The 12346-nt window shown below is 66.5% G+C and carries 6 protein-coding genes; 4 read left to right on the plus strand and 2 right to left on the minus strand.

Features of this window, described 5'->3' with window-relative positions:
- Positions 1-23 precede the first annotated feature (23 nt).
- Positions 24-710, plus strand: coding sequence for a response regulator (locus tag EYS42_RS01580; protein WP_130966108.1), 687 nt, complete (start codon positions 24-26; stop codon positions 708-710).
- A 21-nt stretch (positions 711-731) separates the two neighbouring features.
- Here the strand turns inward: EYS42_RS01580 and EYS42_RS01585 are convergent, their stop codons facing one another.
- Positions 732-2258 carry a sensor histidine kinase gene (locus EYS42_RS01585; RefSeq protein WP_130966109.1) on the minus strand — a complete coding sequence of 509 codons (1527 nt, stop codon included), beginning with the start codon at positions 2256-2258 and terminating at the stop codon, positions 732-734.
- 154 nt (positions 2259-2412) lie between these two features.
- On the opposite strand from EYS42_RS01585, the gene EYS42_RS01590 reads away from it, so the two are divergent.
- Genes EYS42_RS01590 through EYS42_RS01600 form a run of 3 tightly spaced genes read left to right on the plus strand, consistent with a single transcriptional unit; the run spans position 2413 to position 10456 of the window.
- Positions 2413-6444 carry a response regulator gene (locus EYS42_RS01590; RefSeq protein ID WP_130966110.1) on the plus strand — a complete coding sequence of 1344 codons (4032 nt, stop codon included), beginning with the start codon at positions 2413-2415 and terminating at the stop codon, positions 6442-6444.
- 5 nt (positions 6445-6449) lie between these two features.
- Complete coding sequence (locus tag EYS42_RS01595; RefSeq protein WP_245503457.1) at positions 6450-8681, plus strand: two-component system response regulator; 2232 nt, start codon at positions 6450-6452, stop codon at positions 8679-8681.
- Positions 8682-8710: 29 nt separating this feature from the next.
- Entirely contained in the window at positions 8711-10456 is a 1746-nt protein-coding gene (locus tag EYS42_RS01600) for a GGDEF domain-containing protein (RefSeq protein WP_130966112.1), read from the plus strand.
- Positions 10457-10474: 18 nt separating this feature from the next.
- Here the strand turns inward: EYS42_RS01600 and EYS42_RS01605 are convergent, their stop codons facing one another.
- Positions 10475-12265 (minus strand): NAD(P)H-hydrate dehydratase, encoded by a 1791-nt coding sequence (locus EYS42_RS01605; RefSeq protein WP_130966113.1) that lies wholly within the window; start codon positions 12263-12265, stop codon positions 10475-10477.
- Between the last annotated feature and the right edge of the window lie 81 nt (positions 12266-12346).

The following is a 12346-nucleotide window of genomic DNA, read 5'->3' on the forward strand; positions in this document are numbered from 1 at the left end:
CACCGCACGACGTCCCCATCGACATGACCGCAGGCAACAAAGGCAAAGTGCTCGTCGTTGACGATGACCGACTCGTGCTCGCCACCGTGACCCATGGCCTGGCCCAGGCCGGCTTCGAAGTGATCGACGCCGACAACGGCGACGACGCCATCCTGCTGGCCCGCCAGCACAAGCCCGACCTGGCCCTGCTCGACATCCGCATGGAGGGCAAGAGTGGCTTCGACGTGGCCGCTTACCTGCGCGAGTATTGCCAGATCCCTTTCATGTTCCTGTCGGCGTTCTCTGACGAGGCCACCATCGCCCAGGTCAAGGCCCTGGGGGCTGTGACCTACCTGGTCAAGCCGCTCGACGTGAAACAGATCGTGCCGGCCGTGGAAGCGGCCTTCGCCAGCCGGGGCCTGAACGGCCAGCACCAGCCGGCCAGCAACGAGCCTGCCACCCCTGACCTGCTCACCGCCGCCGCGCCCGCGGCACCCGAGGGGCTGGATGAAGCCCTGGCGCCTGCGGCGAACGCCGAGGTGCCAGACCCCACCACACAGACCGTGGCCCTGGCCATCGGCATCGTGATGCACCGTCACTCGATGGGTGCTCAGCAGGCCCTGGCTCGGCTGGAGCAGCAGGCCCGCAGCGAAGGTCGCACCCTGCAGGCGCTGACCGAGCGCCTGGTGCATGCCCAGGAAGTGCTGGCCACACTGGGCAGCCTGGGCTGAACCCTGCGGAGCCGAGCGGCCTCAGCGCCTCGGCGTGCCGCCCTTGAATGGCGCCAGCGAAAAGTAGAAGCAAGCCCCCTGACCCGGTTCAGCTTCGGCCCACACACGCCCGCCATGCCGGCGGATGATGTTGTTGACGCTGGCCAGCCCCACGCCCGAGCCCGGGAATTCGCGGGTGCTGTGAAGCCGCTGGAACAGCCCGAACAGCTTGTCGGCGTGCTTCATGTCGAAGCCAGCGCCGTTGTCTTTCACGAAGTACACCTCTGGGTCGGTGTGGGGCACCGCCCCGACGGTGATGTGCGGCTGCGCCACCTTCTGGCTGTACTTGATGGCATTGCCGATCAGGTTCTCGAACACGCGCCTCACCAGCACGGCATCGGCCTGGGTGCACATGCCACCGGTGACCTCCAAAAGCACCTCGGGCGGCAGGCTGCCATCGGCTCTTGGGGGGCGGCAGGTGATCAGTTCGCCGGCCACATCCAGGGCCAAGGCGCTGAGGTCGACCTCGGCACGCTGCAGCGGCGCCTGCGACAGGTGCGCCTGGTCCAGCACAGCGTCGATCATGCCGTTCATGCGGTGAGCCGCCGCCAGGATGCGCTCGATGTGGTCGCGGGCCAGCTTGTCGAGCGAGGCGGCGTGATCTTCTTTGAGGATGCGGGCAAAACCGTCGATGACGCGCAGTGGCGCCCGCAGGTCATGCGACAGGGCATAGCGCAAGGCCTCCTGCGCGGCTTCGGCCAGTTCGTCGCGCTCGGCCACGCGCACTCCTGCCAGGGGAGACGCTTCGGCCACAGCACGAGGCTCCTCGATCGGTCGCCACACGCCATGGTGCCCCAGGTGCTCGCCCAGGGTGCTCACGCGGGGCATGCCCAGCAGATGCCCTTCCCCATCTGGCATGCCCAAGCCATCGGCCCAGTGCAGCGCGCCCACGTCGACCCGACCACCGGCTTGCAGCTGCCCACTCAGGCGGGGCTGCTCGGTGGCATCCACCAGGGTGTGCAGCAGGGGGCCTTGGGCCAGCACCTCGGCCGCCTGCGCCCAGGTGGCCGCATCGGCCCGCAGCACAGGGCGCCATTGCACCAGCCGGTGCTCGGCATCGGTCTGCCAGTACCAGCCATCCAGCCATTCGGTCCAGCAGGCGGTGTCGACTTCGGCGCCAAGGGGCGGCGCATCGACTGGGTGCTTTTGCGCCGGCCGTGCCAGGTCCGTCGCCAAGGACTGTGAACCGACCGGGGCATCTGGGCGGTCATGGAGGTGAAGATGCGCGCGATCCGACGGCCGTTCGTGCCGACATGCGCGGGCTGCACGAGCGGCCAGGCCTCCCGCCACGGCTGCGCCCAGCAAGATCCCGAACGCCAGGGTCAGGCCCAGGTTTTGCCAGTTGAGGGCGATGTCTGCCGACAGCATGCCCGCGCCGCCCGCATGGGCCACCGGGGCGAGCACCAGGCCGGCCGCGGCCGGCAGCACGACACACACCGCGGCACACCACTCGGTCAACGAGCGGGACTTTGACGGTCGCAATGGCCGAGGCGCGGAACCAGAGTGCATCAAAATGATTGTATGAACAGCTTTCAGCGGTTTCTTCAAGCAGCTGTTTGGTTTTTCAAACAGATAGAGTCATTCATCTGTTCAAGGTCAGAAGTATGCCTTTACAGGTGACAGACTGACGCGTCAATCTCTGGCGGGATTCCCAAGCTGCACGATGTCACACCCGAGCACCGGTTCACGACTCTCCTGGCCCACGCTGGTGGTGGCCCTGCTGCTGGCCGTTGCCTTGTTGCTGGCCTGGCAACAGGGCTGGAACCACGTGCTGCTGGGCACCCTGGCCCTGATCGCCGCATCCACTGGCTTCCTGGTGCGCCACACCCTCAGCCCCGAACTGCCCCCGGCCGACACCACGCCGGAAAACCCGGACACTCACCCCGAGCGCGAGGCCGATGACGGTCCCGAACGCACCATGCCCGACATCCGCATGGTGCCCCAGCGCTGGCTGCAACTCAGCCAGGAAGTGGCCAGCACAGCCCAGCGGGCCCATACGCTGACCGAAGCCATGAGCCAGGTAGGCACCCGCATGCATCAGGTGCTTGGTGCACGTGCCTGGCACTGTCTGAAAGTAGAGGACTGGAACGGCCAATCGGGCCTGCTGCGCCCGTGGATGGAGTTCGATGGCCAGGACGATGATCACATCGATCTGGGGGTCATGGCCCCGGTAGACGGCGGCGATCAGCCGCTGGGCCAGTGCCTGGTCGATCGCCATCCCGTACTGACCATCTTGCCGCAGCCCGAGCCTCCTTCGGCACGACACCCCTGGCGTGGCGCCCCGGCACGGCAGGTTCTGGCCGTGCCTGTGTTCGTGGGGGGGCGCCCCCTGGCCGTGCTGGAGTACCTGGACCCGCAGCCCATGGCCCACGAGGCGCACACCCTGTTGCAACTGGCCGTGATCCAGTTGAGCTTTGTGGCCCAGCGCGACGAATCGCTCAACCGAGCGGCCGACAGCGCCGCCCTCCTGGAGCGCCTGGGCCTGGTCGCCTCTCGCATTTCCAGTGGCGTGGCCTTGCTCGATCGCCACGGCGTGATCGAATGGGTCAACCCCCACCTGACAGCCCTGACAGGCTGGCGCCCCGAACGTGTGCTGGGCCATCGCCTGTCGGATGCACTGGCCCGCAGCCAGGTCGAAGCAGGAATCGTGAACCAGGTGCGACAACACATCGCACAGGGCGGCCCATTCCGCAGCAGTTTCGAATGCACGCGCACGCCAGCCGACGCTCCTTCTCAGTCGTACTGGTGTGAAATCGACGCGATTCTCACAGTCGACGACACCGGCGCCACAGGGCACTATGTGTGCCTGTTCAACGACATCAGCGAACAAAAGACGCTGGAGATCCAGCAAAGCCAGGAAAAGGAGTTCCTGGAAGCACTGATGGGCAATTTGCCGGTCAGCCTGATCGTGATGGACGCGCGCGACCTGTCTGTGGTGGCCATCAACAAGTACACCGAACTGGAGCTGGGCCTGAACCAGGCCCAAGCCCTGCGCAAGCCGATCGCCGATGCTGTGGGGCCAGCCGTGATGTCGGCCATCGCGCCACGCATGCGCCAGGCACTGGACGACGGCGAGACCGTGGAGCACGACTTCGCCTGGCCGTCGAGCGACGGGGTGCGCATCGTCAATGCGCGCCACTTCGCGCTGCGAGGCACCAACGGTGCGCCACGCTTGCTGATCACGCTGGCGCGTGACATCACGGTCGCACGCCGCGCAACCGCCGACCTGGAAGAATCGGAACGTCGCTTTCGCGAGCTGGTCGAATCGATGGACGACGGGGTCTATGTGGCCTCCGGCATGCACGCCCAGTTTCTGTACCACAGCCCCCACACTGCCGACATCCTGGGCGTGTCGCCGGACAGCCGCACCGAAACGGCAGGCGGCAACAGCCCCTTGCTCGACACCCTGGTGCTGCCCGACGATCGCCCCGCCCTGGCCCTGGCCGAGCAACAATGCGAGCGCGAAGAGCCCACCGACCTGGTGTTTCGCATCCAGCATCCCATCAAGGGCCTGCGCTGGGTGCGCCGCCGTACCCGCAGCCGTCGCCTGGACGACGGCAGCCTGCGGGTGTACGGCCTGATGTCGGACGTCACCGACGACCGCGAACGCTCGGAAGAATTGCAGCGCGCCCGCGTGGCCGCCGAGAACGCCAGCCAGGCCAAGAGCCAGTTCATGGCCAGCATGAGCCATGAGATCCGCACACCCATGAACGCCATCCTGGGCATGACCGAGCTGATGCTGGCCTCCGACCTCGATGCCATCCAGCGCAAACAGGCCCAGATGGTGTTCCGCTCGGGAGAACAGCTGCTGGAGATCATCAACGACATCCTTGATTTCTCCAAAATCGAGGCCGGCCGGCAGGAGCTGGCACCGGTCGACTTCGCACTCAACACCCTGATCGACGACACAGTGGAACTGCTGGCACCTCGCGCCCATGAAAAAGGGCTGGAGGTGACCGCCCACGTGCAGCCCGGCCTGCCGCCCATGATCCACGCCGATTCACTGCGCATCGGGCAGGTTCTGACCAACCTGGTGGGCAATGCCATCAAGTTCACAGAAGCCGGCGAGGTGGTGGTGACCGTGGGCCTGAGCGAGCCGATCTCGCCCACCGAGCAGCTCGATGTGGGTGACGCCCTGATGCTGACTTTCAGCGTGCGCGACACAGGCATCGGCATCCATCCCGACGTGTTGCCGCGCCTGTTCCACGCGTTCACGCAGGCCAATGCCGGTCTGTCGCGCCGGTATGGCGGCACTGGCCTGGGTCTGGCCATCTGCAAGCAACTCGTCGAATTGATGGGTGGCCACATCGAGGCTCGCAGCTCGCCGGGCATGGGCTCCGAGTTCGTGTTCCAGGTGCCCGTGCAGGTGGCTGCTGGCGAGTCGATCTGGGGCCTGCTCGACGACGCCGAGCTGCCCGCCATGCACGTGCTGGTGGTCGACGACAACGCCACCAACCTCACGGTCATCGAAAACCTGCTGACGGCCTGGGGCATGCAGGTCACCCTGGCCCGCGACGGACAGGAGGCACTGGATCTGCTCATGCAGCCCGAGCACGACCTGGACATCGACCTGGCCCTGGTCGACATGAAAATGCCGCGCATGAACGGGCTGGAGTTCGCCCAGGCCATGCGCAGCAGCCAGCGCTACGCCCGACTCAAGATGGTCATGCTGTCATCGATCAGCACGCTCGATGACGTGCAGCTGGCACTGAGGGCAGGCTACGAGCGATTCCTGTCCAAGCCGGTTCGCAAGCTGGAACTGCGCCAGGCACTGCTGGGGGTGTCATCGAGCATCGCGCCCCCCACTGTGCAGGCCCTCAAACTGGGGCTGAACGTGCTGGTGGTGGAAGACAACTCGGTGAACCAGGAAGTGTGCAGCCAGATGCTGCGGCGTCTGGGCTGCCGCACCACCGTGGCCGGTTCGGCCATCGAAGGCCTGCGCAAGCTCACCCAGGATCGCTTCGATGTGGTCCTGATGGACATCCAGATGCCCGGCATGGATGGCACCGAGGCCTTGCAGGTGTTCCGTCGAAACCGCCACCAGCGGTTCAACTTCCTCACGCGCCCTGACACCCCGGTGGTGGCAGTGACTGCCCATGCACTGGACGGCGACGACCTGCGCTTTGCCAGTGTGGGTTTTGACGCCTACCTCTCCAAGCCTTTCCGGATACACCAGCTTGCCAAAGTGCTGCAGACTGTGGCGCACCTTCAGCCACCGGACGCCTTGCCCCCTGACCCCTCCGCACAACCTCAGGGACTGACCCCTGTGTCGGGGAAGACACAAACCTTGCAACCGACACCCCACATGACCACCAGCAGCGCCCAACCGACCTCGTGGCGTGAGGTATTCGACGAAATTGCGGTACAACGTCTGCTGGAGCTGGACCCTGCAGGCCGCAATGCCCTGATCGACCGGATCATCAAGATGTTCGCAACATCGGTGGACAAGTACCTTGTGCAACTGGCGTCTGCCCGGCAGGCGCAGGATCGGCGTGCCATCAAGGACGTGGCTCACACGCTGAAGTCTTCGTCTGCGAACGTGGGGGCACTCAAGTTGTCACAGATCTGTGTCGAAATCGAAAATGCCATTCGAGATGACAACGGACTGCCCCTTGAACCCATGATCGACCGCCTGGAAGTCGAAGCCCGCTACGTGGTGGCTGCCCTGCCCCTTTTGCTGGAGGCGTCCCGATGACGCGCATGGCGCCATTCGAGGACGATGAACTGGCGCAACCGCCGCGGGTGCTGCTCGTCGACGACGACGAAGTGAACCTGCTGCTGACCTCCATCGCCCTGCGCGAGCGGGGGTTCTCCATCCGTGAATGTGCGTCGGGCGAACTGGCTCTGCGCGAAATGGGCGGTAGCGACTGGATGCCCGACGTGGTGGTGCTCGACGCCGTCATGCCGGGTCTGGACGGTTTCGAAACCTGCGAAGAGATCCGTACCCTGCCCGGTTTCGAATCGGTGCCTGTGCTGATGCTCACCGGTCTGGACGACGAAGCCTCGATCACAAGGGCCTACGAGGTGGGGGCCACCGACTTTTTTGTCAAGTGCAACCAATGGAGCCTGCTGGCAGGCCGATTGCGCTACCTGCTGCGCGCCTCGCGCACTCGCCACGAACTCGAGCGCTCCAAGTCAAAGCTCGCACGCGCCCAGGACCTGGCCCGCATGGGCAGCTTCGATTGGCGTCGTGACGGCAGCTACCGGGTGGCATTTTCGACTGAAGGCCTGCGCGTGCTGGGCATGGGCCCTGGCGACAACCCCTCCTTGCGCAACATCATCCGCATGATGTCTCGCGAAGATCAGTTTGGCTTCATCCGCCTGCTGCGCAACGTACTCGATCACGGCACCGTGCTGTGCTGCGATGTGGAAGTGACCCTTTCCGATGGCCGCGCCCGCATGCTGCACATCGAAGCTGAACCCGAGTTCAACGAGCTGGCCAGCATCATCGGCTATACCGGCATCCTGCAGGACGTGACCGATCGTCGGCTGGCGGAAGACAAGATCCAGCAGCTGGCCAATTTTGATGTGCTGACCGGCCTGCCCAATCGGCGCCAGCTGTTCTGGCGCAGCGAACGCGCCATCGAGCACGCCAAGCGCCTGGGCCACTCCATGGCCCTGATCCAGGTGGGCCTGGACCGCTTCAAGGTGATCAACGAGAACCTGGGACACACAGCCGGCGATGAACTGCTGATCGAAGCGGCTCGCCGCATTCGTGGCTGCGTGCGCCACAGCGAGCAGGTGCTCGACGGCGGCATGTTCGAATCGCCTCTGCACCGCGGGCACCGCACCCTGGAAGCCGTGGGCCGTCTGGGTGCCGACGAATTCGTGGTGCTGCTGCCCGAAATCCGCAGTGCCGAAGAGGCCCACGACGTGGCCCGCAAAGTCCTGGAAAAGCTGCGCGAGCCCATGATGGCCGGTGGACAGGAATGCTTCATCACGGCCAGTGCCGGCATCGCGTGTTTCCCGTCTGACGGCGCCAGCGTGGCCGACCTGCTGCGCAATGCCGATGTGGCCATGGACATGGCCAAATCGCAAGGCCGCAATTCGACCATGCTGTATGACCAACAGCTGGCCAGCAAGGGCCGTGTGCGTCTGGACCTGGACACCGCCTTGCACAAGGCCATGGAGCGCAACGAACTGGTGCTGTACTACCAGCCCAAGATCGATGTGCGCACCAGTCAGATGGTGGGTGCCGAAGCACTGATGCGCTGGATGCGCGATGGCAAGCTGGTGCCGCCCGGGGATTTCATCCCGCTGGCCGAGACCACCGGCCTGATCACCGACATGAGCTTATGGGCCATCCGTGAAGCGGCTCGGCAGGTGCGGGCCTGGAAAGAGCAGCACAGTCTGGACATCACGGTGGCCGTGAACATGCCCAGCCGCCTGTTCGAGCGCACCGACCTGGTCGAGGTGATTCTGCAGATCTTGCAGGAAGAACAAGTGGCCCCCCACCTGATCGAGCTCGAGATCACGGAAACCGGCCTGATGAAAGACCTGCAGGGCGTGGTGCCTTCACTGCACAAGCTCAATGCAGTGGGCATCGAGATTTCCATCGACGACTTCGGCACCGGCTACTCGTCACTGGCCTACCTGACCTCTCTGCCGATCAGCGAACTCAAGATCGACCGGTCATTTGTCCGGGATCTGGGCAGCACGCCACAAAGTTCGGCCGTGACTTCGGCCATCATCGCTTTGGCGCGTGCGCTCGGTCTGCGCGTGATCGCCGAGGGGGTGGAACAGGTCGCCCAGATGGAAGTGCTCTACAACCTGGGCTGCCAGGTGTGCCAGGGCTTTCTGTTTGCCCGTCCGATGCCCGCCACCGAAATCAGTGAATGGTTGCGTGATCAGGACGTCAGGCCCCTGCCGCGCATCGAGACCGATTTCGCTGGTCTGCCCGAACTCACGCCATCAGGCCCCAAGGTGTCCTGAGGCCTCGCCTGCCTGCGCCAGGAGCCCCGATGTCTGCCCCCCAGGTTCCCCAAGCCACACCGGCCCTGCTGGCCAAGGCCGCCCTCAAGCGCCTGGCCCTGGACCGGCTGGAACCCACCCCCGACAACTACCGCAAGGCCTACGAGGCCGAGTGCAAGGCCGCCGGTGTGCCCACGCCGTCGCGAGGAGCCACGGGCGAATTGCCCGCTGCGGCGACCAGCGTGTCCGCCACAGCCGAGCGACCCGACCCTGGGCCCGAGTGGTCGGACCTGATCGGCCGCATCACGCGCGGTCTGGAGCGCCCCAACAAGCAATGGACGACGGCACGCAAAAAGGAAAGCCTGCAGCGTGTGCTGACGGGCAGCCGCCAGTCGGCTGAGCGCCTGTTGCAGCGCCTTCAACAGCTCATCCTGAGCTGGGACAAGGACGACCCGGATTCGCTGGTGAGCGAAGGCGCCGACCTTGCCAACGTGGTCGGCAGCACCGAGGCCTCGGCCACCGCAACAGCCGCTCAGGCCGCAGCGGGCACGCAAGCGCCCCCCGGATCGGCCAGCCCCGACAAGGCGCTGGCACCCGACACGGTGCCCGCCGAAGTGGCGACCTGCTGGCACAGCACCTTGCAGCAGGCGCTGCCGGAAAGTGAGGCCACAGGCCGTGAAGCAGCCATGGCACTGGACCAGGCCTTCGCCATGGCCCTGCAAGCCGACCAGCACCCACCCGACACCGTGCGCCAGCAGGCCCGCCAGGCCTGCGAGCAGGCGCGCCGCGTGATCGAGCACCGCCATCACCTGGTCACCCACCTGACACGGCTGTGCCAGACCTTGACCGACAGCCTGGTCGATCTGGCCGAAAACGACAGCTGGGTGGCCGGCCAATGCCAGGCCATGCAGGCCGAACTGGTCCATGGCCTGACCCCACGAGGCAGCCGCCGCCTGCACGAGTTGCTGCGCGACACCCGAGAGCGCCAGAAAACACTGAGGGCCGAGCGTGAAGCGGCCCGCCAGGCGCTCAAGGACATGCTGCACCAGATGCTCAGTGAAATCGGAGCGCTGGGCCATGCCACGGGCACCTTCCAGGACAAGCTGCTGGGCTATGCCGAGACCATCGGACAGGCCGACACCCTGGAAAGCCTGGCCGGCGTGGTCCGTGACCTGGTGGCCGACAGCCGCACGGTGCACGGCGTGATCCACAGCACGCAGGAGCGTCTGCAGGCCGAACACACCCGCGCCACGGAACTGACCGACCGCGTGCGCAGCCTCGAAGACGAGCTGCGCCGTCTGTCGGAAGAGGTCTCGACCGACCCACTCACGCAGATCGCCAACCGCCGAGGTCTGGAGAAGGCTTTCGAGACCGAACGGGCCCGCGTGAACCGTCAGGGCGCCCCGATGTCGATCGGGCTGCTGGACGTCGACAACTTCAAAAAGCTGAACGACACCCTGGGCCACCAGACGGGCGACGAAGCCCTGAAATTCCTGGCCCGGCGTGTGAGCGAGAGCCTGCGGCCCATGGACGTGGTGGCGCGCTACGGTGGCGAAGAGTTCGTCGTGCTGTTGCCCAACACCCAGGCCGAAGAGGCCCAGGGCGTGCTGACCCGACTGCAGCGGCAATTGAGCGCCGAGTTCTTCACCCAGGGCGAGCAGAAAGTGTTCATCACCTTCTCGGCCGGGGTGACACCTTACCGCGATCAGGAACCCATCGAGACGGCGCTGGAGCGCGCCGACCTGGCGCTGTACGAAGCCAAACGGTCGGGCAAGAACCGCACCTGTCTGGGCTGAGGCCAGCGCCCACGCGGCTCACTGCGGGGGCACACCCCACAGCCGGCGCAGCACCCCCGGCACCTGCTCGGGCAGGTCGTCTGCCAGCAGGCCGGGGCCGAAGCGGTGCCCGCACTGCCCGTGCACCCAGGCCGCACCGCAGGCCGCGTGCCAGGCGTCCACCCCCTGGGCCATCAACCCTGCGATGAAACCGGCCAGCACGTCCCCCGAGCCTCCGGTGGACAACCACGGCGGCGCGTCGTCGTGCAGCATCACGCGGCCATCGGGCGCCGCCAGCACTGTGTCGGCCCCCTTGTGAAGCACCACAGCCCCCGCCATGGCCGCCGACAGACGGGTGCGCTCGAACTTGCCCGGATCACCGGCTGTGGCCTGCGCCTGTCCCGCCTCTGCACGCACAAGGTCGCCAAACAGGCGGTTGAACTCGCCCTCGTGCGGGGTGAGCACCACACTGGGAGGAGCCCCCTCCCGATGACGATCGTTCAAGGCCTGGCACAGCAGCTGGGGATGGCCCTCAAAGGCCATCAAGGCGTCCGCGTCCAGCACCAGCGGCACCTCGGTGGCCAGGGCATCGAGCACCAGGGTGCGCAGGGTGTCGGCCTGGGGTTCTGGCAGCCCCAGCATGGCGCCGGGGCCCAGCACGATCGCATTCCAGCGTCGACTGGCCAGCAGCGCGCGCCAGTCGGCGCACAAAGCGTCAGCCGATTCGTCGGCCAGCGGATGGGCCATGGCCGACATCAGGTGGCCCGCCAGATGCGGCCAGGCTGTGCGGGTCATGGCCAGGGTCACGAGACCTGCACCGATGCGGGCCGCGGCCCGGGCCGCCAGCCTGGAGGCCCCCGGCATCCGGGGCCCGGACCACACCAGCACATGCCCACGGTGGTACTTGTGCCCGCCCCTGCGAGGAGCCTGCCATGCATGGCCCCACACCACCGGGGTGTTGCGCCGCCACAGCCCCACCGGCTGGGCCTGAGCGGCCACCGCCTGAAGCGCCGCCAACGGCAGACCGATGTCATGCACCACCAGGTCGCCCATCAGGGCCCGGCCGTGCATGAGCATGTGGGCGGGCTTGGGGGCCATGAAGGTCACGGTGAGGTCGGCTGGGCACGGCACGGTCTGGTCGGCCAGCCCGTGTGCGGTGTCACCATGCAGGCCGGAGGGCACGTCCACGGCCACCACCTGCACGCACCCCGGGGTGCTGGTCGCGTCGCCGGTTCGCCATGTGGCCAGTTGCGCCAGGGCAGCATGCACCTTCTCATCCAGCGGACGGCTCAAGCCCGCGCCGAACAAGGCATCGACCACCAGCACCGCAGGGCTGTGCGGGCCACTGCGCCCCTGGGCATGGGCTCGCTGCACCGCGATGGCCTGCAGGGCCTGGTCCAGTGTGTGCACGTCAGCGCTCGCCGCCCTGCTCAGACGCGCCTGCCGCCACCGTTGGGCGTGATGCGCCGCATCACCCTGCAGCGATTCGATGGGGCTGTCGCAGGCCACGGACACCTGCGGCCAGCCCGCCGCCTCGAGCAAACGCGCGATCACCCACCCGTCGCCACCGTTGTTGCCAGGGCCACACCACACCCACACCGGGCATGGCAGCCAGCGGGCGGTCAGGGCCTGCACCACCCCTGCCCCGGCGCGCTCCATGAGCACCACGCCTGGCTGACCGTGCGCCATGGCCCAGGCATCGGCCTGAGCCATCTGAGCACAGCGCAAGACCACCGTCGCCCAGTCCAGGCCGTTGTCAGGCACATGGCTGAGTCGGGAGGTCGCATAAGAGCCTGCAGGCACCGGGTGAGCAGAGGGATCAGAAGGCATCGTGGCAAGCCGTCAGCGGAGATGTCGTGAAATGGATCACGCCAGGGGCCTTTGTGCATCACGGCAAGCTCCCACGGCGGG

It is taken from the genome of Aquabacterium lacunae (assembly GCF_004310865.1).
Taxonomy (GTDB): Bacteria; Pseudomonadota; Gammaproteobacteria; order Burkholderiales; family Burkholderiaceae_C; genus Aquabacterium; species Aquabacterium lacunae.

Excerpts from the sequence above, each read along its gene's own strand:
- EYS42_RS01580 (WP_130966108.1), top strand. The coding sequence starts at position 24 with ATGACCGCAGGCAACAAAGGCAAAGTGCTCGTCGTTGACGATGACCGA.
- EYS42_RS01585 (WP_130966109.1), bottom strand. The coding sequence starts at position 2,258 with ATGCACTCTGGTTCCGCGCCTCGGCCATTGCGACCGTCAAAGTCCCGC.
- EYS42_RS01590 (WP_130966110.1), top strand. The coding sequence starts at position 2,413 with ATGTCACACCCGAGCACCGGTTCACGACTCTCCTGGCCCACGCTGGTG.
- EYS42_RS01595 (WP_245503457.1), top strand. The coding sequence starts at position 6,450 with ATGGCGCCATTCGAGGACGATGAACTGGCGCAACCGCCGCGGGTGCTG.
- EYS42_RS01600 (WP_130966112.1), top strand. The coding sequence starts at position 8,711 with ATGTCTGCCCCCCAGGTTCCCCAAGCCACACCGGCCCTGCTGGCCAAG.
- EYS42_RS01605 (WP_130966113.1), bottom strand. The coding sequence starts at position 12,265 with ATGCCTTCTGATCCCTCTGCTCACCCGGTGCCTGCAGGCTCTTATGCG.